The sequence below is a fragment of the Sphingobium cloacae genome (assembly GCF_002355855.1).
Taxonomy (GTDB): Bacteria; Pseudomonadota; Alphaproteobacteria; order Sphingomonadales; family Sphingomonadaceae; genus Sphingobium; species Sphingobium cloacae.
This window is the reverse complement of record NZ_AP017655.1, coordinates 2,603,113-2,627,866: the sequence shown is the minus strand read 5'-3', so window position 1 is coordinate 2,627,866 and position 24,754 is coordinate 2,603,113. Positions and strand designations below refer to the sequence as shown.

The window sequence follows — 24,754 nt, the reverse complement described above, 5'->3', positions numbered from 1 at the left end:
ACGCCGGCCAGGACGGTGGCGGCTCATTGCGCGGCCCATCCAGGGCTGGCAAACCGGTTTCTCGATCGCCTGGAGGCCAATCACCATCGGTCGCGAGCGGTGCTCTGTAAGCCATCGTCGCGCGCTCCTTCAAAAGCTCGTCTCGAGAGAAAGGGTGAACTGGTTGCCCGTGCGCGAGTAGAGCGAGGAGATGCTGCTATCGACCCTCAGATGCTGATAGCTCAGCCGGGGATAGACATCCGCGAAGCGGAGCTTGCTATGCATCGCGCTGAGATCAAATTGGTATTCATGGTCGCGACGCAGCTTCGCCGTGTCCCAAAGGCTGTAGTCGCGAAACTTGCGAAAGCTGTATCGCACGTTCCCGCGGACATTGAAGCCGCCGTTCCACTGCTTGATGAAGCCCAGGCTTGCGCCGTCGCGCGCGGAGGCTTCATATTTCGTCTCCAGCATGTCGCGCTGAACGGTGACTCCACCATAGAGGATCGTTTGGGGCGATGCAAAATAGACGGCGGTTGCTGAGAGGGCATGGAGATCGCCGTCATAGATGGTGTAGAGGCCGCTATACCGCTTGTTGAAGTAGGAATAATTGCCGATCACCTGCCACTTGGGCGTAACCCATCGGCCATATTCGATGCTCGCTCCAACCGTTCTGCGAAAAGGATCACCGCCAAGCCATGTTTCACCGAAACTCGGCATAACCGAGAACCAGGATTTGAGATTGCGATACTGATACCCGAGCCGAAGCGTCGCGTTCGTCTCGCTCCATGCATGGTCATCCCAATAACGGTCACCTTCGATTGTGCCGTCCACGCTTAGATAGTGGTTGCCGGAAAGATTGAAATCGCGGTTCAGGTTCGCCAAATAACTGATTGCGTTGGCCGAGCGGGGCAGGCTTGCGGGATCTTTGTCGAAACGAAGACCGAAAAGATAAATGTAGCGGTCGGCCGAAGCGTTGTTGACATTGTCGTTGTATTTGTACCCCAGGCGGACTGTTCCATTCCATTTATTCTGTTTCCTGATCGCCGCGAGATATTGATCGATGGCCTGCTGGGCGGTCGGGACAAGGTCGGAGTCGCGCCTCAATAGCTCGAAAAGGGTCCTGGCTTCCGTCAATTGTTTGTCCTCGAACAACATCGCCGCCAGATCGAGTTGGACATAGTTCAGGCTCCCATCCGCTCTGAGCATCTGTCGATAGGCGGTGATCGCGCGGCCGTGGCGTCCATCGTGGCGATCCAGCGCTCCGCGGGCGTAAAGCGCCAGCAGCGGGTCATGGCCTGGAATGCCGGTGTAATAGGCAAGCACACGCCGAACGGTCGCCCAGTCCGCAGCCTGGACGCTCTTGCCGAGTATAAAACTGGCGAGTTCGGAGTTGGCTTTCAAATCCTCATCTTCCAGTTGGACGGGCTCGTCCGCCCGTGTTGCTGGTTGGCCTTGCTTCAAAGCTTCCGCTGGATTCCCTATTTTCGGAACGTCGATGGGCACATCCGGCACCTGCAGGACACCATCGTCAGGGGGCCGGATCACGGTTTGAGCCAGTCCTTCGGCCGGGATATGAAAGAAAATGGCAAGCAGCAGCCAATGATGCCCAACAAAGAACTTATGCATCCAGATGATATCCAGCAAAAGGCCATTCCCCGGCTCTCGGGGAATGGCCAGAGACTTGCTTACTGCTTGCCGGCGATGCCGAGGCTGCCGACCTGGGCATTGATCTTGATGACGCCCGCAACTTCCTGCGCATTGGGACCAAACAGCGCGAGGTCGTAAGTCGGCGTGGCTGACGACAGCCCGTATCCGGCTGCGACGATCGGATTGCTGATGCTGAACGTGCCGGTGCCGCCTTTCACGCCCCAGGTGCCGTCGGCAGCATCATATTGGATCGCGTGGGACGCGAGCGTGCCGCTCCCGGTCCAGGCGAGGAAGCCGCTTCCGCCGCGCAGGTTGCTGATCGATCCGGAGCCGGTCGGCGTTCCGCTGAAGTTGATGGTATAGCTGAAATCACCTTCACGGTTGGAGGCTGCCAGGTCGAGATCATGCCATACCGTGCGACCGGTGTAGGTGACAGTGCCGCTCGTGGGAACACCGCTCGTCGGCGTGATGTGGCCGACGATATCGCGGATGTAGTAATAATTGCCGCCCGTCGTCTGCTTCATATTGCCGATGACGACTGAATACGGCTGACGGTAAAAGGTATACCGCGTGTCAACAGGGGGCTTATCATAGACGTGCGTGTTGAGAGGCAGGACAGTCAGATTCACAGTATTATTCGGCCCCCAGCCTGCTGGACCACCGAGCAATCCGTCGGTCGTGCCTTGATAGACGCTCCCGTTAAAAGTGAAGGTCGCGGGGAAGCTCGTAGTAGAGCCGGAAAAGGTTTGCGCTTGCACGGCTGACGGAATGAGAATCGCCGCAGCGGAAATTGTCGCAAAGAGAATCGAACGCATTGAATGATCCTTTCAGTTGCCAAGTTATGAATTTGGTTGTGCTTCGTTTGACAATTGCTGACTTCTCCTTCTTTCTAAATAATCAGTATCGAAATCCTAGGGAAAACATCACATTGCGGGGCGCGCCCCAAAAGCCACCAAGGCCATCGGAACTGCTCAGATATGTTTCATCGAACAGGTTGTAGATATTGGCGCTGATCGTAATCCGGCGGTTGAGGCGATAGCGTGCCATTAGGTCGACCACTGCGTAGCTGCCTTGGTCGCGTATAGCGTCAGGATGCAGCCCCCCAACGCCGTTGGGATAAGAACTCTTGGTCGCGCTCTTCCAGATCGCCCCGCCGCCCAGCGTGAGATCGTCAGTTGCCTGATACGTTCCGAACAGCTTCACCGTGTGTTCGGGACATGGAAAGCCCGCCCCGCCTCCGTAGCTGCCTGTACTGGCGTCGCCGCCGCCGCTGGCACCAAAGCCGGAGCAACTCTGATATCCGGTTTCTGCGCGCTTGGAATGAAGGTAGCTGTAGCTTGCGCTCAGATTGACTCTCGGCGTGAGTTGGCCTGAGAGGCTGAAGTCGATACCTTTGGATACGTAGCCCTTGCCAGGAATGGCGCAGTATCGCCCGATACCTGCAATGTTGAGGGGATTCGGCCCGGGTGGACACCCTCCCGCAGCGATGGCCGCCTGACGGGCCTCTTCACTGAAGGTGTCCGCAAGGTTTCTCTGTTTCATGCGATATGCCGCAAGCTGAATGTTGAGGCGTCCGTCGAATACCGCAGCTTTGGCTCCGATCTCAATAGTGTTGCCTCTGACGGGCGGCAGCGGATTTCCTTCGAAGTCTTCGAACCACGTTCCGGTTTCCCAATCGATATTGGCGCGCTCGATACCTGCATAGCTGACATAGGCCGTGATGTTCGGTGTCGCGGCGAAAACAACACCGGCATAAGGCGTGAACTTTCCGCTCACTTTCGAGGAATAGGTGTTGAGGTCTTGAGGCACCAATTTCAGTTCGAAAGGTGGCGTGATCACCGACTCAAGATCCGGCACCCACATGCGTCCGCTGCGCTCCCAGCGGTTCAGACGTCCGCCGAAAACCAGCGACACATGGTCGACAGGCCGAAGCCTTGCACCGAAATAGCCAGCATATTGCTTTTCCTTCAGCTGGCTGATCGCGCCGACGTCATTCATCAGATCGTCGAACGGATTGGGAATGCCGGTGCCTGGGATCAGTTCGGGTGATCCCATGGTGGGAAGCGGCTGATTGCCATTGTTCCACCCGCTAATCGCGATGGTTGACGGGGCAGCGCCTGTTCCGATGGCCATATACATCGGGTTGTTCATCGTGCCCCAGTATCCGCTGAAACCGGCCACAACGTCATGCTCGCGGCCGAACAAATGGAATTTTCCGGTGATCGAAGCATCGACGTTATGGATACGTCCATCAACGTTGACCCGACCGTAGGAGTAGCTGGCCGTATTGGCTGTCGGGTCGTAGAAATATTGCCCGATGCCGCCATACATGCGGTCCTGGCTGATCTTGCTGAACATGTAGCCCACATTGAGCCGCCAATCTTCGGCGAAACGCCACTCCGCTTTAGCAAAGGGATTCAGCATTTCGATCTCGGCGTACGTCCATTGCGTCGCGGGATTGAAGCTGCGTCCGAGACTGATGATCGGGAACGGATTGCCTCCCGGTCCGAGGTTTCCTGCCGGATTCATGCCGAACGGCACCGCATCATCGACCCGAATCTTGGTCCACAGCAGGCCAGCGGTGAGCATCAGATTCTCGGTCGGATCGGCTTCCACGATTCCGTAAAGCGTACCCGTCTTCGACTTCACGCGGTCCTGCCAGGTATCGCCTTGCTGATAGGCACCGACGACACGTCCCCGCAGCGTGCCGGCGCCGTTGAGCGGAGAAGAAAGGTCGACCTCGCCCCGAATGCGCTCCCAACTGCCATAGTGCAGTTTAGCTTCCGCAAGCAGTTCCTCTGTCGGCCGCTTGCGTACGAAGTTAACGCTGGCGCTAGGATCGCCGGCACCCGTGGCCAAACCGGTCGAGCCCTGCACGAATTCCACCCGGTCATAGATCGCCGTGTCGAGAACGCTCCAAAGGTCGAAGTCGCGGTTGCCCGCACCCGTCGTGACGACACCGTCAAGCATGACGTTTGTGACGGGAAAGCCGCGCGAGTAATATTGGATGCGCCCCGCGCCGGGCACGCCCTGCTGCATGACGGAGATGCCTGGCGCCTGCGCGATCACATCCGCAACCTGGGTAAGGTTCTGATCCTCGATCCGCTGGCGGGTTATGACGTTGACCACCTGCGGCGTGTCCTTGATGGCCAGATCCAGCTTGGTGGCGCTGCTGGTAACGGGAACGGTGTAGGTGCCGCGCGTGTCGGCCGGCTGCCGTACCGTGCCGCCTCCGCGACCCGATCCTTCGCCCTGCACCCGGACAGGGCCGAGCGTGACCGAACCCTCGGCTGCCTGCGGCGCGGGCTCGATCGTCACGCCGGTCGCGCTGACGAAGCGGAAGGTCAGGCCGGTGCCGGCCAGCAGCTGGCCGAGCGCCTCGCTCGACGACAGATCGCCGGCCACAGCCGTGGAGGTCTTGCCATTGGTGACCGAGGGACTGGCCGAGACATCGAGGCCGGACTGATGCCCGAACGCTGCCAGGGCATCTGCGAGCGGTTGTGCCGGGATCGCATAGCTGCGCTGCGTCGCGGAAGATGTCTGCGCCAGGACCGGCTGCGGCGCGAAGCCGGCAAGCGCGCTCGTGATCAACAAGGCCCCTATATAAGCTGCGTGGCGGCGACGGCCGCGCGTGTGATGTCCCCCGAGATTCAAGTCAGTCTCCTTTGCACGAAAGGGGACATTCTTGCTAATGCGTTGCAAGAACTACACCCCTCATAAAAAGAGACGGGTGGCGCTTCGGAGATTCAGGCGATCGGAAGAAATTTTTCTCGCGACGCGGAAATCAGCCCTTGGTGACGACGATCAGCCAGGGCGTCACTGTGGCGACGCGGCCGCCATGCGGCTCGACCAGGTTGCAGATGGCGCGCAGAGGATCGCTTGCCTTGAAGATGCCGGTAACCGGCACGGCCGCGAGGCTGGAGTCGAGAACAAGGATGCGCCCGCGATACCAAGGGCGGATCTGCTCGATCACATTGCCCAGAGTCTCGCCGCGCGCGACCAGCTCGCCACGGCGCCACAAGCCGAGCAAAGGGACCGAAGCGGCGCCGTGACGCTCACGGACGTCGGGGGCGATGCTGGCCCATTCTCCGGCGGTCAGCTCGCGCGTCTGTTTCGTGTCCGGCAGGCTTTCCAGGCGCACACGACCATGCGCAACGCTCACATCGGTGGCGCCGCCGGTCATGCGGACATCGAAGCCGGTGCCCAGTACGGTCACGCGGGCATTGTCGGACTCGACGCGAAAGGGTCTGGCCGGATCATGCGCGACCTCGAACCAGGCCTGCCCCGCGAGCAGGCGCACATTGCGGCGACCGCCCTCATAGTCGATGGCGATCGCGCTGGCCGGTCCGAGATCGACCTTGGTGCCGTCGGCCAGGGCGAGCGCGCGGACCTCGCCGGCCCTGCTGGTCTGATCGGCCTGCCACCAGATGATCGCGTCGGGTGCGAACGCGAAGACCGCGCAAGCCGCCGCCGCGCCGGCCAGCAGGCGTTTCCCGTTGAACGGCAGACGCGACGGGCTCAGCGAGAAACGGCGCCCCGCCCGCCGGCGCGGCGGCGGGGCCGCGCGAGCCTCGCCGGCCGGCGCCGCCCTACCCTGCACCCACTGCGCGCTTGTCGTCGGTTCGAGCCGGGCAAGGCTCCTGCCTGTTCGCAGGATGTCTCTCCAGGACTCGGCATGGAGAGGATCGGCATCGAGCCAATCGTGGAAACGGCCATCGAGGTCCGGATCGTCGCCTTCGATGATGCGCGTATACCAGTCGGCGGCCTCGAGCAGTGCCCGCTTGCGGTCAGACGCCATCGAAGGCCGTCCCGGCCGCAACCGCCACCAGGTCGGTCCTATCGGCGCCGTTGGTTTCAAATCCCTCATACAAGGAAGACGGATGGGCACTCGATTTTTCAGCTATCGTCTTCGTTTCAGCGCACTGCACCGCCTTTAATGCCCCTCTTCCAGATATTCCGCGCAGAACGCGATACCCTTCATCACCAGTTCCTGCGCGTAACCGACCGAAACGCCAAGCCGGCCTGCGATATCGCGCAGCTTGAAATTGCCGACGCGGTGCATCTCGACCGCGATGCGTTGTCGCTCGGGCAGCCGCGCCAAGGCCTGCCTGAAGCGATCCAGTTCCTGCGCGTCGGCGATCCACACATCGACCGGCGGGCTAGCGTCGGGCACGTTGACGGCCGCCGCCTCGAAATTGCCGCCCGCGATCTCGTCATATTTGCGCTCCCGCCGCAGGGCGTCGATCGCGAGATTCCGGACGGTCGAGTAAAGATAGCCGCCAAATTCGCGTACATCTTCGTCGCCGATACGCGCGGTAACCGCGATCCATGCATCATGGACGATATCTTCGGCGCGGACGGCATCGCCCAGGATTCGCGATGCGCAGTTCAGAAGCCGCGCGTGCTGCTCCTGATAAACCCGCAATGCTTTGCCCTGATCCAGCATGCCCTGCCTTCTTCGATGCCGCACCTCCGCATCGTCGATTCGCTGGAGTTATTGCGATCCATTCTTAACAACCTAAACGAGTCATGTCCTTGCCGCAACGCCCGGCGTGTTAAGGATGTAGTCGCGCGTTCGCAGCCAGTCGACTAACCTAACGGGAAATCGGCCATTTTTTTCCCGAGAATTGCTTGTTCCAGCCATCTGAGGAAGTCGCCGCTCACCCAGTTGTCTGACTTGATGACATAAACGGACCCGTGGCTATCGGCAGCGTCATCACTGGCCGCACAGTCAGCCCTGACCGCAAGCCGTAACTCACGGACGACTACGTCACCCCGGCCGATTGCGACATGAATGTCGTGCTCGGCCATGGACGAGGCAGGAGGCAGGACGCGCGTGATCGTGCAGTCCAGGCCATGTGCATCGAGGGCGACCTGAAGCCCGATCAGGCCTTCGAATATATCCCGTTCCAGGTCGGAGAATACCGGCACGAACCCGCGACCGCTCAGGATGGGTTGGGCAAAGCCGCAAACCGCTTCAGCCCTGTGGTTCGGCAAAAGCCGACAGGACACGAGAACCAGATAGGGTCCGCCGATCCCCGCCGGCACAGCAATGTCCTCGGCCACACGAAGCGGCATGCGGTGCGGTCCATAGGCCAAGGGCGTTCGAATACTGGTGGCATAGACCGCCAGGAAGCCCGGAAGATGCTTGCCTCGCTGTTCGGCCGTCGCCCGAAGGCGTTCGGCCAGGGCGCCGCGCCGATAGTCACCGGCATGATCCCAGAGGTGATCCGCCAGCAGGACGCCTGGCGCCAGCTCGAACGATCGCGCCCCGGCCATCAAATCCCCGAACGCATCAGCGGGCGAAGGGTCCGGCATTTCCGCGACCGGCTCGATAACATTGCTGCCAGCCGCATCCAAGAGGGCGTGCAGCATCTCGCGCAAATCTGGGCGAAGCAGGCCGTTCGGATCCCGCCGCAGCACTATTGGCGCAGGTTCGAACACGCGCACCGCCTTTCAACATAGTGATTCACGCCATCAAGGCGCGACTTCACTACATCGAACGCGCGGCCCGGTCATCGATTGTCGCTTCGGCTATACTGGGAGAAAGCGGCGGCCCCAAACTGCCGACGCATGTGGTTTGCCACCTTCGCCGCATAGGCGCGCTGCCGCCAGCCCGTTGGACTATGATAGACGCCGACGGCCTTCCAATAGTCGCCGGTCGCCTGCAACCCCGACAGGAATATCCAGCGCGCCGCTTCGGCATTGAAACAGGCATCATAGCGAAGCCAGTGCCGGACCTGATGTTCGGGACGTTCGACCAGGCGTGCGATCCGGGGCACCCACCAGCTATTGATCTGAAGCGGCCCGAGATCGTGAGTCCCGTTGGTGTTGGCGACTTCCGCTCCGAGCCATCCGGCCTCCTGTCTGCGCAGGCCCCACAAGGTCTTCTCAAGCCAAACCCGACCCTTGGCAGCCTGACGAATACAGTGGCCGATCTCGTTTTCCGCGGCGGCTGTCCCTTTGGCGGACGCGATCGCCGGGCTAAAGGCGAGAAGGCACGCCAGCGCCCCCGCGACAATCGCGCGGGATCTCATCTCATCTTCCCATCATTCGGAGATAAACCCGACATCCGCCCGCGCGCCGCTCCCAGGAACGGCACCGGCGCGCTGGCTTCGACCGGGGTATCGGAGCCTTCACCCCCGGACAGCACGCCGCCTTCTTTAGGCTCGAACGGATCGGGGCTCGCCGGCGGCGGCTGTTCGGCCGGTTCCGGTAGGGGATTGCCAGGCTCGAACAGGTCGGGCTGATTGGTTGGCCGTGGCTTCTCAGGTGGCGGCGGGTTGGCCGCACCCGATTGCGCAGCGGCCCGCGCCTGGGCGGCGGCGCGAACATGGGTGATGATGTCCTTGCCCGCCGGGAGCCGTTTCGGGGGATCGGTGCGCTCGATGAAGGCGGCACACAATGTCCGGATCTCGTTGAACGTGTCCGAGAAGCGCAGGACCGGGAGATTGCGGCCGAAACGGAGAAAGCCGGAGAAGTTCGGCAGGTTGGTGACCTCGGTGTCCATCACTAGGTTGGGGACTCATTTGCTCCACTCTGCGACGACGGCGACGAGAGCGATAGCGGCGAGATAGTTTTGGGCGTGTCGGTCATATCTGGTGGCGATGCGCCGCCAGTTTTTGAGGCGTCCGAAGAGCCTCTCGATGACGTTTCTCCTTCGATAGATACGCCGGTCGAGAGGATATGGTGTTCGGCGCGAAGCAGTTGAAGGGATCACGGCTTTGACGTTTCGGGCGGTCAGCCAGTTGCGCAAGCTGTCGGCGTCATAGGCTTTGTCGGCGAGGAGACGCCTTGGTGGAGCGACCGTACCGAGTAGCGGAATGGCGATGCTGATGTCTGCGATGTTGCCGGGTGTCAGGGTGATGGCGACCGGTCGGCCGCGATCGTCGGCCAGGCAGTGGATCTTGCACGTCCTGCCGCCCCGTGAGCGACCGACCGCTTCTTCATACTCCCCCTTTTTGAGCCTGCCGCCGAACGGTGGGCTTTGACGTGGCTGCTATCTATCGACAGTTCTTTCGGCACAGGCCCCGATGCCGCGACCTTCTCGAAAAGGCGCTGCCAGATGCGCCGCTGAGACCAGCGGTTGTAGCGGTTATAGATCGTTGTGGGCGGCCCATAAGCGGCGGGTACGTCGCGCCAGCGGCAGCCTGTCTTGAGCACGTGCAGGATGCCCGAAATCACCGTTCGATCGTCAACTCTCGGCTTGCCAGCTTTGCCATGCGGCAGATGTGGCTCAATCGCTAACCCTGCCTCATCCGACAGCCAAAACAGATGGCGTGACATACTCTCTCCTGCACAAACTCACAGAGACAGGATATTTATCTCATAATATCAAACAGGTGTATAGGTTCTCAACGTAGCGGCCGGGTCACTTGCATGCGCGAGAGGTTCACCCCGTCGCGCATGTCGTTCACCCCATAGGACATGCCCTCATTGGCCTCGACCTGCTCGACGCGGCCGAGATTCTTGGAGACATGTTCCGCCGTGTCGGTGTCGTTCGCGCGGAGCGCCACCCAGGTCGAACAGTAGCCGGTGATCGCGGCGGCATCCTCCTGCCCGTAGGTCGCGCGCAATTGCGGATAGGACTGGAATCCAAGGATGCCGCAGCCGCCATATTTCCGCGCGCGGGCATCCGCGTTCGTCAGGTTCATTCTGCTTGCCTGACCGCAAGGCTAGGCGAGCGGCCGGTCTCAGAACGGATGCCTCCTTGCTCAGGAAAGTCTGCCGCAGAATTTTTGCACAGCAGCGACGCTCTCGGAGCGTCGGCTTCTGGCCCGACTGATCAGTTGCTGCCCGCTGCCGGCCATCTCTCTCCCAACGTCTTGCTCCTGGGACGGCTACTCATCGAAGGACGTCCGCGTTCGGAAGTTGCGAGTGGTTCTCACTTGGTCTATCCCGGCAGGGTATCGGGCAAGCGGAGTTCGGGAGTTACGAGTTGGCGGGCAAGGCGTTGAAGCGCCTGTATCTGGCGCATGGACGCGCATTGCAGGACTATCTGACTCACAAGCTGCGCGATCCCGCTGCCGCCGCCGATCTGGCGCACGATGCCTTCGTGCGTATCGCCGAACGCGGCAACGCCGCCGCCCTTTCCAATGATCGCTCCTATCTGTTCCGCACCGCGCATAATCTGGCGGTCGATCATATCCGCAGGGTGGAACGCCGCCGCACCGATCCGACCGATGACGAACGGCTTGCCGAAATTCACGACGATGCCCCGCCGCTTGATGAAGCGGTCGCCGCGCGCCAGATGCTCGCCCGCCTGCATGATGTCGTTGCAGACCTCCCCGATCGGACGCGCCGTATCTTCGTGCTGGCGAAGGTCGAGGGGCTGACTTATGCGGAGGTTGCCGACCAGCTCGGCATTTCCGAAAGCTCGGTGCAGAAACATCTGAGCATTGCGCTTGCCCACATCATGCACCGCATGAAACCGCAATAGGGTCGTTCGTTGCACCGCTTTTTACTGACTCCTTGCATCCCGCGCGTCTTATCGATGACTGATCCGATGCCGGTGCAAGGCGACCGGCGGACAGATCGGTACGCGGCGGGGACGATGAATGGCTGACAATCGCGAGAATAGGGATCAGGTGGAGCAGGCGGCTGCGGACTGGACCGTCCGGCTCGGCGGTGCGCCGCTCACGTCCGGCGAGCGGGCAAAACTTGACGTCTGGCTGGCTGCAAGTCCCGCTCATCGTGCCGCCTTCGATCATGCCCGATCGACATGGGCGAACCTCGATTTGCTGAAGGCCGATCCGGGGCCGTTGCGTGCTGACATGACGACCGCTGTTTCGCCCATGCCCATTGCCCAGCCAGTCCCGCGCAGGCGATGGGGCCGGGTTGGAGCGGCTGTGGCGGGCGCAGTTGGTGCGTTCGGTTTCGTCTCCTTCTGGTTTGGTGATCCGCTGACGATACTTCGCGCCGATCATCGCACCGATATTGGCGAGGTTAGAACCGTCGCGCTTGAAGATGGATCGCGGGTCAATCTTGGTCCGGCGACCGCCATCGCCGTGCATTTCGATGGGCGCGAACGCCGCGTCGAACTCCTGTCCGGCGTGGCGTTGTTTGCGCCTACGCCCAAGGCGATGGCGGGCGGCCGTCCCTTCGTGGTGGAGGCGGCGAACGGGGAAGCCCGCGCGCTGGGAACCCGCTTCAGCGTCGATCGCCTGCCCGATGCCGTGCGCGTCGCGGTTGCGCAGCATGACGTTGACGTAGCGGCCCATGCGGCCAGTGGGGAAACGGCGCATGCGGTCCTCTCGCCGGGTCGGCAGGTTCGCTATGATGCGAATGGCCTTGGTTCCGTCGCTGGCGTTGAGGTGGAACAAGCCGAAGCATGGCGGCGCGGTCGTCTGTTGTTCGATGCCAGCCCGTTGGGCGATGTTGTCGCCGAACTCAACCGCTATCGGCGCGGGCAGATCATTGTCGCCAACCCGGCGCTTGCGCGCCGACAGGTCAGCGGACTGTTCGACGCCAAGGATGTTGACGGCGCGATTGCCACCATCGCGACGGAACTGGGCGCAAGCACGGTCAGCATCGGCCCCTTCGCCACCATTATTCGCTAACGGGCGCATCCACACGCGCTTCGGCGAACGCGAAATTATTTTTACCGCCTCCCCCTGCCTTAAGCGTCCTAACCTTTAGACCCGCTATTGAATATCATTTGCGGGTCGTTCGCGTGTCAGGAAAGGAACGATCGAATGGGGGTTAACATTGTGGGTGGGGCCAGACGTGGGCGCTGCATCTGGGCGGTTAAGGCAAGCGCGTTGGCGCTGACGATTGCAGGCACGGCCATCCCGCAGGCGGCAATGGCGCAGGCTGCGCCAGCCGGTCAGGTCGAATTCGATATTCCCGCGCAGGATTTGAACAAAGCGCTGCTCGCGTTCACCGACCGCGCCGGACTCCAGATTTTCTACGATCTCGACAAGGTGGCGGGCAGGCGCAGCAGCGCTGTGCGCGGCAGATATGCGCCAATGGAGGCGCTGTCCCAACTGCTTGTTGGCACAGGCTTGACCTTCCGCGCGACGGGTAACCGCGTGACGCTCGAACCCGCTCCGCAATCAGCAGATGGCGCGATCCAGCTTGGCCCGGTGCGGGTGCAAGGCGATACCGATGGGAAGCCGTTTCTTGGCCGTTATGCACCGCCGGAGACCGCCACAAGCTACGTTCCCAGCTATGCGGCGCGGCGCAGCGCCGCCGGCACGAAGACCGACACCCCGATCATCGAAACCCCGCAATCGATCTCGATCGTGACGCGCGAAGCTCTGGACGCACAGGGGGCCGTCAACCTGACCGATGCCCTTCGCTATACCTCGGGTATCGGTACAGCTGCCTATCAGAACGGTAGCGGCGACAGTTACGACATCCTCACCATCCGAGGCTTCGCCAACACCAATAGCGGCCTGCTTCGCGACGGCATGCGCCTCAATTACAATGTCTTCGATGCGCCATCGGAGACCTATGGCCTTGAGCGGATCGAAGTGCTCAAGGGGCCCGCCGGGGTGCTCTACGGCCAATCCGGCCCCTCCGGGATCATCAATCTCGTCTCGAAACGGCCGACGACGGAGCCTCTGCACGAGATCGAGGTTCAGGGCGGCACGTTCAACCGCTTCCAACTCGCCACTGATCATGGCGGCGCCATCGATACGAAAGGGACATTTTCCTATCGCCTGACGGCTCTGGTGCGGGACAGCGGCGGTTGGCTGGACTATGGACGCAATGATCGCACCTATATTGCGCCCGCCATTTCCTGGCGTCCCGACGATAGAACCAATTTGACGGTGCTCGGCTATTACCAGAACAGCAAATCGAGCTATTATAGCGGTCTTCCTTATTCGGGCACGGTCCTTGCCAATCCCAACGGACCCATCGCCCGCGACCGCTATCTTGGCGATTCCGACTTCGATTATTGGAACACCGACGCCTTCTATGTCGGCTATCTGTTCGAACATAGTTTCAGCGACGCTGTGAAGTTCAAGAGTGGCCTGCGCTATAGCGAATCCACCCTTGATTATGGCTATGTCTATCCCACCGCCCTGCAAGCCGACAACCGGACGGCATCCCGTTCCGTAATAAGGCGCCACGACGATTCCGACACGATCGCGGCCGACAACAATGTCCAGGTCCGTTGGAATGCACTGGGCGGCGAGCATCTCTCGATGGTCGGGATCGACTATGGCCGCAGCCACTATCAGCGCACGCGCTGGTTCGCCGCCGCGCCCCCGATCGACGTCTATAATCCGGTCTATGGTAATCTCGGCACGCTGGCCTTCGGTGCTGCCCGGGCTGACAACCCGATCCGCTATCAGCAGACCGGCATTTATTTCCAGCAGCAAAGCAAGTTCGCAGACCGGATCGTCGTAACCCTGAACGGCCGGCAGGATTGGGCCGAAACGATCACCACCGCGCTGTCCACGGGCAACAAAACGAAGGTGAAGGCCGATGCCTTCACGTTTCGCGGTGGCCTCACTTATCTGCACCCGAGCGGGTTCGCGCCCTATTTCAGCTATACCGAGGCCTTTGAGCCCGCGAGCGGCAGCACCTGGGACGACACGCCCTTCAAACCGACAACGGGCCGTCAATATGAACTGGGCATCAAGTTCCAGCCCGACGGCAGCGACACGCTCGTCACCGTGGCCGCTTATCATCTGAAGCAACAAAATGTGTCGACTCCCGACCCGGATCAGGTCAACCATCCGGGCGCGCAGGTCCAGACCGGCGAAATCCGGTCCAAGGGGATCGAGATCGAGGCACAGTCCGACGTCACGGAGAACCTGCGCATTCGCGGCGCCTTCACCTTGGTTGACGCTCAAGTCACCAAATCGACCATCCCGGCACAGGTCGGTATCCATCCGGTGGATACGCCCTCCACAATGGTGTCCCTTTGGGGAGACTATACAGTTCACGAAGGCGCGCTGGCGGGGTTGAGCTTCGGGTTGGGTGGACGTTACACCAGCGGTACATACGACATCCCCAACCGCGTCAAGACAGAGGGCCGAACCCTCTTCGATGCGTTGATCGCCTATCAAGTCGATCACTGGCGGCTGGCGGTCAACGCCACCAACATCTTTGACAAGACCTATATCAATTCCTGCTATTCCTTCTGCTGGTATGGCAGGCCCCGCTCGGTCGATGTAAGCCTCCGCTACAACTGGTAAGGCCGCCGACCCATGCCCAAGGGGTTACGGACCGCGCTGGTTCGACTGCATCGCTGGATGGGTCTGGGGATCGCCATATTTCTGGTGATTACCGGCCTCACCGGGAGCATCCTCGCGTTCCGGGCGCCGTTGGACCATCTGCTCAATGCAGACCTCCTGACGGTCAGCCTGAAACCGGGACAGAAGGAGCTGCCGATCGAGCGAATGATCGATCACGCGCGCGAGGCGCTGCCGCAAGCCGAGCCGCTCTTCATTCCCCTTGCCCGGCATCCCGGCGAGAGCCTTGTCTTGCTGATGAGGCCTCGTGTCGGGGTAATGGCGGCATTGGACTACGATCAGGCGTTCTTCGATCCTTATGACGGGACGCTACTTGGCACGCGAGATTCTAGGCGAAGCCTGTTCGATCGCCGCTCGACGATCGGCTTCATATATAAGCTCCACCGCCAGCTTGCCTTGCCGCCGGTATGGGGCGGGACGATCCTGGGCCTGGTCGCAATCCTCTGGACGATCGACAGTTTTGCTGGCTTCGCGTTGACCTTGCCGGCGTCCGGAGGAACCGCGCGCAAGTCGTTCTGGGCGCGGTGGAAGATCTCCTGGACGATCAAGCCCCGAGCGCCGCCGGCCCGCCGCATCCTCGATCTTCACCGTGCGGGCGGGCTCTGGCTATGGGGTATGCTGCTCCTGTTCGCGTGGTCGAGCGTCATGCTCAGCGCCGGGCCGGTCTACCAGGCGATCATGGAGCGCTTCGTCGTATATGACGAACCGCGCCGGAATCTGCCGGTTCTTCCTCCCGATCAGCGGGACATGCGCCTCGACTGGCGTGATGCACTCGCTGCGGGACGGCGTCATCTTCCCGAAACGGCGCATCGATACGGCTTGACGATCGAATATGAAAGCGCGCTCGCCCGCGACCTAAATCGCAATCTCTATATCTATTATGTCCGGAGCGACCGCGATATCCGCGATGATGATGGGTCGACCGGGTTGTTCATCGATGGGCGCACCGGGGAGCTTCTGACGCTTTCCCTGCCGCGGAAGGACGGCGCCGCGGGCAACGCCTTCAATCAGTGGATGTATGGCCTTCATATGGCTCAGGTCTTCGGTCTGCCTTATCGCATTCTTGTTGCTCTGCTCGGCATTCTGGTGAGCGGTTTATCGATCACGGGGATCATCATCTGGTGGAAAAAGCGAAGCGCACGAGCTTCCCTTAGGCGGCGCGACCGATTGAGCCAACTCCCAATGAGGCAGATCGATGTTGCTGAATAAGATACGCGATCGTGATTCCGAGCGAGTTAAAGGTCGAGATCTCCTGCCTATGCACCCCGTAGAAGATACTGCGACATCGCTCGAACGGTACAGCTACCAGGCCGATCACGGCACCCGCCTCGCCGGACTGGCCGGGACCGTGGGCGTCTATGCTCTGATGCTGGCGGGTTACTTCCTTACCATCGGCTATGTCACCCCGGTGGAAGCGCCGCCGCCCGCGCTTAGCGTGTTCGACGTGAACCCGCCCACGTCGCCGCCCGAAACACCGCCAGAAGACAAGGAAGCGCCCGAGCCGGTCAAGGAAAAGAAGGTCCAGCCGAACGAACACAGCGAGGTTCAGATTTCGCCGGTAACCGTGCCAATTCCCGTTATTGCCCCCAAGCACGCCGATTCCGGCCCGAAGGAACCGGAGACGGCCGCGCCCAAAACGGCGCTCGCACCGCCAGCCCCAGAAGCATCTAGCAACGCCCCCGATACATGGGAAGGACGGGTGCTTTCGGCCCTCAACAAGGTGCGTCGCTATCCGCGCATGGCGATGGCGCGGCGGCAACAGGGTATACCTTATGTCCGCATCGTCATCGACCGTGAAGGTAAGGTGCTATCCTCGCGGCTGGAACGGTCGTCCGGCTTCTCCGATCTTGACCGCGAGGCCGTCGCCCTACCCAAGCGCGCGTCGCCACTTCCCAAGCCGCCCGCCGACAAACCCGGCGATACGCTGGAGCTGGTAGTGCCGGTCGAGTTCTTTCTTAGATAACGGAAATTTCCTTCTCCCGATGACGAAATGACGTTCGGCCAAAATTGCAACACCAGAACAACCCGGATGATCTTAATTTAGTCAAAAAACCTGTCAAGAAATCGGGGTCACCAAATTGTTTGCAAATCGGATCTCTTCGAACGTAGGAATAACGTCTCTTAAATTCTTCTCAACCGTCGAAATTGATGGCCTTTTACGGGGGAACAGATTTTCAAAATTATAGACGGCGAGCTTCATCGCAATGTCTCCTCGCTCAGGATAATCCGCTCCAAGACTGTTGCGCGACCGCGACGTCCGATAAAAAGCAGACGGCGCTCCTGGTCAGTCCTTTCGGAATCTGGGAGCCATCATCACGCGGCCGCCCTCACGAAAGTGGTTGAGCACACGCTTGTAGCTGCGGGTCAGCTTCTTGTCTGCCGCCAGCAGGGAACGAGGCTGCACATAGAGATCGGCGCGATGGATCATCAACGCGCGCAACGGAAGCCACCCTTCGCTCTACAAATATTCCCCCAACAAGGCGTCGATCCTCTTTCGCTTGCAGAGCAACGAGTGGCGGCAGACGTCCGATCTGCTACGCAGCATCCTGGCAGGCGCGACCAAACCCCCAATGGTGCGTGTGCGCATGCTCGTTTACGCATTCCTGCTATCCGAGTGTGAGGAAGCGCCGATCCGCGGCGCGCTCCATGATGCGGCGCCGCTCTACCGCGACGGCCCAGAAGCGATCGAATTTCGCGCCGCCTCGGCCGACAGTGTTGAGGACTTCATGCGCGAAGTGCTGCCGGACGCGACCGAGGAAACGCGGCTGCGCACCGGCGATCTCATCAAGACGACGCTCAGCGAAGTGGGCGGCAGCTTTTCCTCCACGCCGCGAACCGAAGCCGAGATCGCGGGCTATGCCGACGCCCTCGCCGACATGTTCTGCGCATACCTAGAACGCCTCGCGAAGCGCGAGACGCGTTTATGTAGCGATCTTGCGCTTCCTGAGGCCGCTGCAGCTTCCGCCGCCTTTGCCGCCGTTCGAGGCTCCAGTTGGAGCCTTCAAAACTTGTCTTACGTTCATCGATCGATGGGTGAACCTGAGTGACTTGGTCTGGGACAATCCCGTCATTCCCGGTGGCATCCGCCAACGACGGCTCCCGTTGAAACCGGACGTTTTCTGCAAAATCGCGCCGACAGTCAGCTACGAACATGTCCAGGTAAATTGTGCAAGGGCATCAGAAGCAATGCCTTTCGGTGTTGCAACCAACATAGCAGCTCACACTTTTCTTATGACAAAATATGTGTAATAAGAGTCATCTGGAAGTGGGAGGCATGGATGAAACAACATGTGATGTCGATCTGCGCGATTATGGCATTGGGAGCCTGCGGCCGAGCGTCGGAGCAGAGCCAGCAGTCGTCCAAGAGCGAGAACATGGCGTCGCCAGAGCTAAAGTTGGGCTCATCCAACACAAGTTTGCTAGGCTGGCGGGCCGCCATTGCTGAGCTGAACAAAGACGTGTCCACCAGCGAGCGCGTCAATGGTGTCGCACAAGAAGCGCTGCAGCTTACGGGGAACTCTGCGAGCCCTCAGGCACCCTCCCCTACGCCGGCACGTCAGCAGGCTGCCAACATGCTCGCCAGTATCCTGCCACCCATTGGAAGCGGAAAAGGCGCAAGCCGGGTGGAGCAATATGAGGTCAATATCGATCCGCCAGCTGGCGCCAGCTATGTGGGTCGAGCGACCATATCCTTCGCTGGCGACCCGCCAGTGACAGTCTATTATCTCAAGAAGCCGATCGCGAGGCCCGGCAAGCCCGACGACGAGGGCGGAGAGAGGATTTTAAAGGAAACAATGGCTATCGTCGACCTGCCGACCGGATCGTCAGCAAGAACCAGCTTTGGCGGGCAGGACAATCTCCTGGCCTTCTGCATGGCCCGGCCGGTGGCTGAAAGCCGTCAGGCGACATGCTCTGCCAGTGTGGCCGACATTCCTCTGTTGCTGGTGACAACCTATAAGCGGCGGAACGATGCGGATCAGGTGTTCGATCAGGAGCCGATCGACCGGATGATCAGGGTATTTCAGCGCCTTGGCATGTAGAGTCCCGGTTTAGAGCCGAGCATTCCTTGCGATTCTCCGGTGCGCCAAAGTCTTTCACGAGACGGGAATGGCGTGCCCCCCTAGGAGAGGAAGGAGACAGCGTCCGATGCTCATTTGGGTTCTGTTTCTCGTATGGATCGGATCCGTTGTGGTCGTTGTCCGCTCCTTTCCGAAGACGCCCGAGATACGGCGTCGTCTGCATGCCCTGTCGTTCATGCTCGTACCCTGGGGTCTCGCGATTCTCTCAGGTCCTTTCGTGATCGACCATCATGCGGTCGGTCCGGACGTCCGGGCATGGATGATGGCCGGCCAGTATGCGGCCCTGGCGCTGCTTTGCGTCATTGCTGCTGCCGGCATCGTTCGGGCGCGGGGCGCGAGGCGAAGCGCTTCGGCGATCGCCGTCGCCAATATCATCCTGATCTTTCTGCTGGTCTCCGTCAGCGTCATGATCATTGACCCTGGCTCCTGAGCAACGCGCAACGGGCGTTAGGAACCGAGCGCCGCCCACTCATAGCAGCCAGAGCCGATCCGCCTGCGCGATAGCATTTCGCAACCCAACGGTTCGCCGAAGCCCGAGGCGATAAACGAAGATGCTCAGATAACATTGGTGCCTTATGAGGGCGAGGCACAGCCGTGCTCCATCTTGCCACTCTTTCGGTGTCAGGTGCGTTGGCCCTGAAGGAGTTCGCTGCACCTTTACCGCTTTGCGTACATTACCCGCAGCGTGGCGAACAAACGGCTTACGGCTTCGGGATTGACGACTGGTTCATTGTCACTACGGCGAGCATAGGTCGTCATGAGCAGTCGCTTTGTGCCATTGGCGGTCATTGCACACACGCCATCCCGCGAGATGCTGATCGGCAATGCCATGCACCAAAAAGCGGGACCTTCTCCCTTGCTGCCCGTGCGCGCCACGACACCGACCGGAGTATCGACAAGCTTGTCGGCCTTCACCTCGAGCATTGTTGCTGCATCATCAGGGTTGGAATTGGCGGCAACAACCGGGGCATCGAACAAGTAGACATCTATGGAACGCGCACCGGCATAAACGATGCGCGAACGGGCGATCCAGTCGGCCTCGGCCGGGGGATCGAGTTCCACTTCTTGCCGTGTGACACGTTCGGCTCCGTTTCCGCTGCCTACCGGCGGGAGGGTGCTGGCGAGCGCCCGTGCCGTGAATGTGCGCTCCTCATCCGACGCTCGGACATTTGCCTGGCGTACGCCTCCAGAGGAGCCGCCTAGAGTGCCGAGCGCATCTTTGGCGAGTTCGACTGTGCGATTGTAACTGTCCATATCGTTGCTCAAGTTAAAATCACGCAACGACATTTCCGGGTGGGAGTTGCTGGCCGGAACATCCTTCGGTTGTGCCTCGGCGCTGCTTCCGTTCCCGCTGCTATGTCCATTATCGGCATCGGAAGTGCTATTGCAGCCACCCAGAAGAGCGATGGCCATCAAGCTCAGATATACCTTCATGTGACTCGCCTTCAATCCTCTTTAGACAATATTCTTGTTATAAGAAAACATACTGCTTCGCAAGAGCGAACCTGACGTCATTTCGATGACGAACAGCATCATTGCGGAGCCGGAGGTTTAGTAGCTGGATTGCGAACGAGTAGCCCGGGCGTGGGGCGACCTCTCGTACCTCTGTGAAGGCAGACCGCTTGTCTAATGACAACAGATTTGATAAAAAAAGATGGTACGAGTCACCGCTTCGGTGACTGCGTTGTCGTTTGCGCGGCATGCGGCGGAGAGTTTCGGGGCGCATTCCAGGACTTGTGGGCCGGCGCACTTCTCGCAAGATTGAAAGGCATCAGGATCGCACACTTCCGGGGGGTTGAGAATGCGGTGGTTCAACCAGATTTCCGTGGCACTATTGCTTTCGCTGATCGCGGTCCCGGCCCTTGCCGAAACCGATCATTTGAAGCGCAGCGTCGTACGGGTCGTCACGCTTGTCGAGACGACCGATGGTGTCGTCGTTGTTGGGCATGGCACCGGCTTTGCGGTCAGCCCAACCGATATCGTGACCAACGCTCACGTCGTCGAGGACTATCTCAGCTTCAAGGCGCAAGGCGCCACGGTCGCGGTGTGGGTCATCCCGGCGAACGGTGAGAAGCCGCTCGACGCTACGGTTAAAGTCTTCGACCGCGAGAGCAATGATCTGGCAGTCGTGGATATAGGCGAGGCCACAATTCCACGCGCTACCCTTTATGGTGGGGCGGTCAAAGGCGATGTCGAGGCCGCCGCGCTCGGCTATCCTGGAAATGTCGACCGCGCACGAGGCGTCAGCGCGAACGGCACCGTCAGTCCGAGCGCCCCTGAGGTACGACGCGCGCAGATTACATCGGTTCGTGAAAGTGGCGCGCCGTGGAATGGGGACAAGGGCGTCCTCGTCCACGATCTCGCCACGGCGCCTGGGGATTCCGGGGGGCCGATCTCGGATCTTTGCGGTCGCGTGCTCGGCGTCAATGAGTCAGGTACGAAGACGGGAGAATCCGGTGCCAATTTCGGTTTCGCGATCACCGGCGCCGATCTGCGGGCGTTCCTGAGCGAGAATGACATTCCCTATGCGAGCACCACACAGCCGTGTCTGACGGATCGACAGGCGGCGGAACGTCAGGTCGATACGATGTTCGCTGCCACGAGTGCCGCCATGGCCAAGCTGCAGGAAGCCGAGGCGGCGGACAAGGCAGCAGAGAGCATAAAGCGCGGCAAGACGATCCTCTGCGGCTTGGCTCTCCTCCTTATGGCAACACTCGCGACATGGCGTTGGCGCAAACACGATCGGCGTGGAACCGCCGTGTTTGGTACATTTGCGACCGTAGCGCTGGTCAGCTTTGTCATCGTCCAGCGCTCACCGACATACGCCCCTGCACCGAACGTCCTTGCGGATACCGGCGATGCGACCTGCACATTGGATGATCAGGCGAGCCGCATCGTCTTCGACACCGACGACAACAGCCGCAAAACACAAATCTCCTTGCTTGCCGGGCAGTGTTATGGGTCCAATCGGAGGCTTTTCGCGCGCAATGGCGAACTGCTGACAAACGTCAATATCGATCCCGCAGATGAAAGCGTCTCGGTGTCGACGATCGACAAGGCATCAGGTCGTTTCGAGTATCGCAACTATCTGCTGGAACGGGAGCTTTTCACGGCCGCGAAGGCCGCTCTAGACAAAACGCCGGGTCAGGTTTGCGACGCGAATGGCAAAGGGGGAGATATGACGCTAGCCGCCAGACGGGTGAGCGATGTGCGGACGCTTTTGCCCAAAACACCTACCGAGACGATCATCTGGAATTGCAAGCCGGTTTCCAAAGAGGACGGCACGAGAACGGGCGCTTAAGCCTGCAGGCGCGTTCCCCGCGTTTTGCGAATGGGCTACGCAATGGATGGATAGCGATGAGGCCTGTTTTCAGTCCTGGCAAAGACAGTTGCATGTAAAGTCTGCCTTATGTCGCGCGGTGCTTGCCCCATCGCCGCGAGGCTGACTACGCGATCTCCCGCGACCTCACCAGACTTTGGGTCTGTATGCCTCAGTCGAGCGGCAAGAAGCGTGCCGTTGTTTCAGGTGGCGATTTCAGCCCCAAGGCCGAGCGCCCTACAGAGCGGCTCGAACGTCAGTGACAATCCGAACACTCTGCCATCGTCGTCGAAGAGTTGCTGAGCCAAACCGTCCGTCAATGCGCAACGGTGCTCATAGCCTTCCGCAACGGCCTGCTGCCGAAAATCCGGGCCAGCGACGAACAGGATGCCAGCCAGCGGCTCGATTTCTGCGACTTCGCAGCGCCTTTGATCGATGTGAGGTGGGATCAGCAGTTGCAACCCGTGCCACCCCGACCAGAACAGACCCACGGCCGCGCGGGTCTCGATGATCCGAACGAAATAGAGCTTGGTCGGATCGATCGGCAGTTCTTCGTCATCCTTCACGACGCATGTCCTTCTATTCAATACAGCGGTTCGGCGAAGCTCGACACCCTTATACCATATATATTGTCAAAAGAAATATGCGCTGATAAATCGTTGTCATCTGAAGGGGATCGATCATGGCGCGATTCGGGGTTTCGATGACGGCGACGCTGCTTCTCGCGTTCATGGTCAGCGCCTGCGATGCCGCAAGGAACGGACATGAAACCGCCAATGCCGCCACGTCAGCTGTGGCGCAGCAGCTCTCACAATCTGATGAAAAGCTGGAGCAGACAGGCGATTGCGTTGCCCCTCCGGCGACCGGAGGGACGATCGCCAGCGATGATCCGCGCTGGCGCAGCTTCGATTTCTGGGTCGATCGCATGCGCCGTGGCGTGGCGCGCCCGGCGGATGCCGGTGACCGCTCGGGCATCGGCCATTTCTGCGGCACCTGGTCGGTCGCGATCTTCCAGCCCAATGTGGAAAAGCCGGCCGGCGTGATCGGGCTCCGAGTGGCCCCGGACGGCAGCTATGTCGCGATCGTACGCGATGGTGTCGCCGATGATGATTATGCCTTTCATATCGACCGCGGACAGATCTCGGCGAGTGGCGCGGGCCTACGCTTCGCCTCCGGTCAGGGATGGAACGATGAGGGTCAGTGGCTACCGGTGACGGGCGGCGGCATGGTCGCAATGATGCAGCAGAAGATCCTGTGGTTCCGACCCATCGGACCCAATGCCAGGAGGCAGGTCGATGCGATGGCAAACGCGGCGAACGGTACCGGCAAGGATGCAGCCTCCAACGTCGCACTCGCCATGGCCATCGGCAAGGCCTGGTCGCCGGACGCGGAACTGCGCGCGCTGGAACTGCGGCCGCATGACGGGGACTTCGCCAGTCCGGTGGTGGTGCCGAGCTTCTACTCGCGCACGAAGAACGTCACGATGGTGATGCTGTTCGACGCGGCGGCCGGGCAATTGCCCACAGGCAAGACCTATGCGGGCGATGTGACCGGAACGACGAAGGCGATCCCGGCCGACGCCATGGCCTTGCCATCGCTTGCCGGCGGTGGACGGGAGGATGGTCCGGCCGTTCTGCGCTGGTGGGGTGATGGAGATGCCGCACACCTCTGGTGGGTGTTTAAGCGTCCGATGGCGGGCAATCGTCGGGGCGACGTCTGCTATGATGTGGCGCAGAGCGGTGTGCGTGATTGTCGCGCGCTGTTCGGCGATGATGTCGCCGATTATGAGCAGCGCGCGGCGGCAGTGCGACGTAATAGACAGACTGCCCCAAGGCGTGGCAGCGATTCTGCCCCGTTCGTCCTCCGGCCCCCGTGCAGCGCGACGTGGCTGGAACCGGGTGACGTCTGCAACGACTTCGGCACCGATAAAATCGTAAGATGACACATGAAATGTGGGGAGCCGGCATAACCGTGCCGTGCCTCCTGATAAGGAGACGTGATGATGGGGAAATCTTCGGATGTCGTTAGCAAGCTGGCCGGCGTCTTTTTCGTTCTCTTGGTCCTGGGCTGGTTCCTCGGCGCGGAAAACCAAGCTGTTCAAAGACATTGCTATCCTGCCAAGGCGAGCGAACGTGAAGCTTTCGGATGGATAGATTACATCGCGACGGGGTGGGACTGGCCGATCCATTGGCTCCGAGGCACGAGCGCAACGCCCATCCCTTGTAAGCCCGGTGTCATCGGGCTCGGCCAGGGAGTGGCCCCGATCCCAGGCAAAGGGATGGTCGGGGAGATTTTGCGTGAGAACGACGGGCGGATCAATTCAGGCGAACTGACCGGATCATTGCCGGGCAGCGATCCTTCGATCGGCCATCGCAACCTCGATCGCTATATGGTCGAGCACTCGGGCAACCCGTCGAGCACGCAAGGCACGCCGTCACCGGCCGGTAATGCTGGTGCCGATCAGGGCCTCACGCCGGAGGCACGAGCGCTGCTCGCAAAGCGGTTGAAGGAAGAACAGTAGG

General features: G+C 60.7%; 23 protein-coding genes and 1 pseudogene. 11 read left to right on the top strand and 13 right to left on the bottom strand.

Annotation, left to right across the window (positions count from 1 at the left end; genetic code table 11):
* Positions 1–129: 129 nt before the first annotated feature.
* The 10 genes and pseudogenes from SCLO_RS13120 to SCLO_RS13070 all read right to left on the bottom strand — a co-directional run.
* Positions 130–1,623, bottom strand: a complete 1,494-nt coding sequence (locus SCLO_RS13120) for a surface lipoprotein assembly modifier (RefSeq protein WP_066519031.1) — start codon at positions 1,621–1,623, stop codon at positions 130–132.
* Between the two features lie 41 nt (positions 1,624–1,664).
* Positions 1,665–2,441, bottom strand: a complete 777-nt coding sequence (locus SCLO_RS22970) for a factor H binding protein domain-containing protein (protein ID WP_123905508.1) — start codon at positions 2,439–2,441, stop codon at positions 1,665–1,667.
* Between the two features lie 82 nt (positions 2,442–2,523).
* Complete coding sequence (locus SCLO_RS13110) at positions 2,524–5,220, bottom strand: TonB-dependent siderophore receptor (protein WP_169800567.1); 2,697 nt, start codon at positions 5,218–5,220, stop codon at positions 2,524–2,526.
* Positions 5,221–5,410: 190 nt separating this feature from the next.
* Positions 5,411–6,424: a FecR family protein gene (locus SCLO_RS13105; RefSeq protein WP_066519038.1), complete on the bottom strand. Its 1,014-nt coding sequence runs from the start codon at positions 6,422–6,424 to the stop codon at positions 5,411–5,413.
* 135 nt (positions 6,425–6,559) lie between these two features.
* Positions 6,560–7,072: an RNA polymerase sigma factor gene (locus SCLO_RS13100; protein WP_066519041.1), complete on the bottom strand. Its 513-nt coding sequence runs from the start codon at positions 7,070–7,072 to the stop codon at positions 6,560–6,562.
* Positions 7,073–7,215: 143 nt separating this feature from the next.
* On the bottom strand, positions 7,216–8,001 hold the full coding sequence (locus SCLO_RS22965; protein ID WP_231923230.1) for a hypothetical protein: 786 nt from the start codon (positions 7,999–8,001) through the stop codon (positions 7,216–7,218).
* Positions 8,002–8,141: 140 nt separating this feature from the next.
* Positions 8,142–8,663: a lytic transglycosylase domain-containing protein gene (locus SCLO_RS13085; protein ID WP_066519056.1), complete on the bottom strand. Its 522-nt coding sequence runs from the start codon at positions 8,661–8,663 to the stop codon at positions 8,142–8,144.
* Positions 8,660–9,136 carry a hypothetical protein gene (locus SCLO_RS13080; RefSeq protein WP_066519058.1) on the bottom strand — a complete coding sequence of 159 codons (477 nt, stop codon included), beginning with the start codon at positions 9,134–9,136 and terminating at the stop codon, positions 8,660–8,662. The genes SCLO_RS13085 and SCLO_RS13080 overlap by 4 nt, the downstream gene beginning before the upstream one ends.
* Before the next feature lie 15 nt (positions 9,137–9,151).
* Positions 9,152–9,912, bottom strand: a protein-coding gene (locus SCLO_RS13075) for an IS5 family transposase (protein ID WP_407695306.1) whose coding sequence is annotated in 2 segments (ribosomal slippage) — positions 9,152–9,586 and positions 9,589–9,912 — 759 coding nt in all. Because the reading frame shifts where the segments join, the coding sequence is not laid out codon by codon here.
* Positions 9,913–9,986: 74 nt separating this feature from the next.
* A pseudogene (locus SCLO_RS13070) lies at positions 9,987–10,265 on the bottom strand (type IV secretion system DNA-binding domain-containing protein); the annotation flags it as partial.
* 299 nt (positions 10,266–10,564) lie between these two features.
* Between SCLO_RS13070 and SCLO_RS13065 the strand changes: the two are divergent.
* From SCLO_RS13065 to SCLO_RS13045, 5 genes are all read left to right on the top strand, one after another.
* Positions 10,565–11,065 (top strand): RNA polymerase sigma factor, encoded by a 501-nt coding sequence (locus SCLO_RS13065; protein ID WP_066520830.1) that lies wholly within the window; start codon positions 10,565–10,567, stop codon positions 11,063–11,065.
* Between the two features lie 118 nt (positions 11,066–11,183).
* Positions 11,184–12,185 (top strand): FecR family protein, encoded by a 1,002-nt coding sequence (locus SCLO_RS13060; protein ID WP_066520831.1) that lies wholly within the window; start codon positions 11,184–11,186, stop codon positions 12,183–12,185.
* A gap of 201 nt (positions 12,186–12,386) precedes the next feature.
* Positions 12,387–14,777 carry a TonB-dependent siderophore receptor gene (locus SCLO_RS13055; protein WP_066520834.1) on the top strand — a complete coding sequence of 797 codons (2,391 nt, stop codon included), beginning with the start codon at positions 12,387–12,389 and terminating at the stop codon, positions 14,775–14,777.
* Positions 14,778–14,789: 12 nt separating this feature from the next.
* Positions 14,790–16,043 carry a PepSY-associated TM helix domain-containing protein gene (locus SCLO_RS13050; RefSeq protein ID WP_083949182.1) on the top strand — a complete coding sequence of 418 codons (1,254 nt, stop codon included), beginning with the start codon at positions 14,790–14,792 and terminating at the stop codon, positions 16,041–16,043.
* Complete coding sequence (locus SCLO_RS13045) at positions 16,030–16,797, top strand: energy transducer TonB family protein (RefSeq protein ID WP_231923229.1); 768 nt, start codon at positions 16,030–16,032, stop codon at positions 16,795–16,797. Before SCLO_RS13050 ends, SCLO_RS13045 begins: the two co-directional genes overlap by 14 nt.
* A 321-nt stretch (positions 16,798–17,118) precedes the next feature.
* Here the strand turns inward: SCLO_RS13045 and SCLO_RS23385 are convergent, their stop codons facing one another.
* Positions 17,119–17,274, bottom strand: coding sequence for a hypothetical protein (locus SCLO_RS23385; protein WP_157080330.1), 156 nt, complete (start codon positions 17,272–17,274; stop codon positions 17,119–17,121).
* A gap of 58 nt (positions 17,275–17,332) precedes the next feature.
* Here SCLO_RS23385 and SCLO_RS13040 point away from each other — a divergent pair, with 58 nt between their 5' ends.
* From SCLO_RS13040 to SCLO_RS13030, 3 genes are all read left to right on the top strand, one after another.
* Positions 17,333–17,881, top strand: coding sequence for a TetR family transcriptional regulator (locus tag SCLO_RS13040; RefSeq protein WP_096362137.1), 549 nt, complete (start codon positions 17,333–17,335; stop codon positions 17,879–17,881).
* A gap of 231 nt (positions 17,882–18,112) precedes the next feature.
* Positions 18,113–18,874 carry a hypothetical protein gene (locus SCLO_RS13035; RefSeq protein ID WP_123905506.1) on the top strand — a complete coding sequence of 254 codons (762 nt, stop codon included), beginning with the start codon at positions 18,113–18,115 and terminating at the stop codon, positions 18,872–18,874.
* 148 nt (positions 18,875–19,022) lie between these two features.
* Complete coding sequence (locus SCLO_RS13030) at positions 19,023–19,343, top strand: hypothetical protein (RefSeq protein ID WP_123905505.1); 321 nt, start codon at positions 19,023–19,025, stop codon at positions 19,341–19,343.
* Between the two features lie 227 nt (positions 19,344–19,570).
* Here SCLO_RS13030 and SCLO_RS13025 read toward each other — a convergent pair whose 3' ends face one another.
* Entirely contained in the window at positions 19,571–20,347 is a 777-nt protein-coding gene (locus tag SCLO_RS13025; RefSeq protein ID WP_096362136.1) for a hypothetical protein, read from the bottom strand.
* A 367-nt stretch (positions 20,348–20,714) separates the two neighbouring features.
* On the opposite strand from SCLO_RS13025, the gene SCLO_RS13020 reads away from it, so the two are divergent.
* The gene (locus SCLO_RS13020) at positions 20,715–22,214 is read left to right on the top strand and encodes a S1 family peptidase (RefSeq protein WP_066520852.1); all 1,500 of its coding nucleotides are present in this window, start codon (positions 20,715–20,717) and stop codon (positions 22,212–22,214) included.
* Positions 22,215–22,435: 221 nt separating this feature from the next.
* Here SCLO_RS13020 and SCLO_RS13015 read toward each other — a convergent pair whose 3' ends face one another.
* Positions 22,436–22,798, bottom strand: coding sequence for a hypothetical protein (locus SCLO_RS13015; protein ID WP_066520860.1), 363 nt, complete (start codon positions 22,796–22,798; stop codon positions 22,436–22,438).
* A gap of 137 nt (positions 22,799–22,935) precedes the next feature.
* Between SCLO_RS13015 and SCLO_RS13010 the strand changes: the two genes are divergently transcribed.
* Both SCLO_RS13010 and SCLO_RS13005 read left to right on the top strand, forming a co-directional pair.
* On the top strand, positions 22,936–24,174 hold the full coding sequence (locus tag SCLO_RS13010; protein WP_123905504.1) for a hypothetical protein: 1,239 nt from the start codon (positions 22,936–22,938) through the stop codon (positions 24,172–24,174).
* Between the two features lie 57 nt (positions 24,175–24,231).
* Positions 24,232–24,753: a hypothetical protein gene (locus SCLO_RS13005; RefSeq protein WP_066520865.1), complete on the top strand. Its 522-nt coding sequence runs from the start codon at positions 24,232–24,234 to the stop codon at positions 24,751–24,753.
* The last annotated feature ends 1 nt before the right edge of the window (position 24,754 follow it).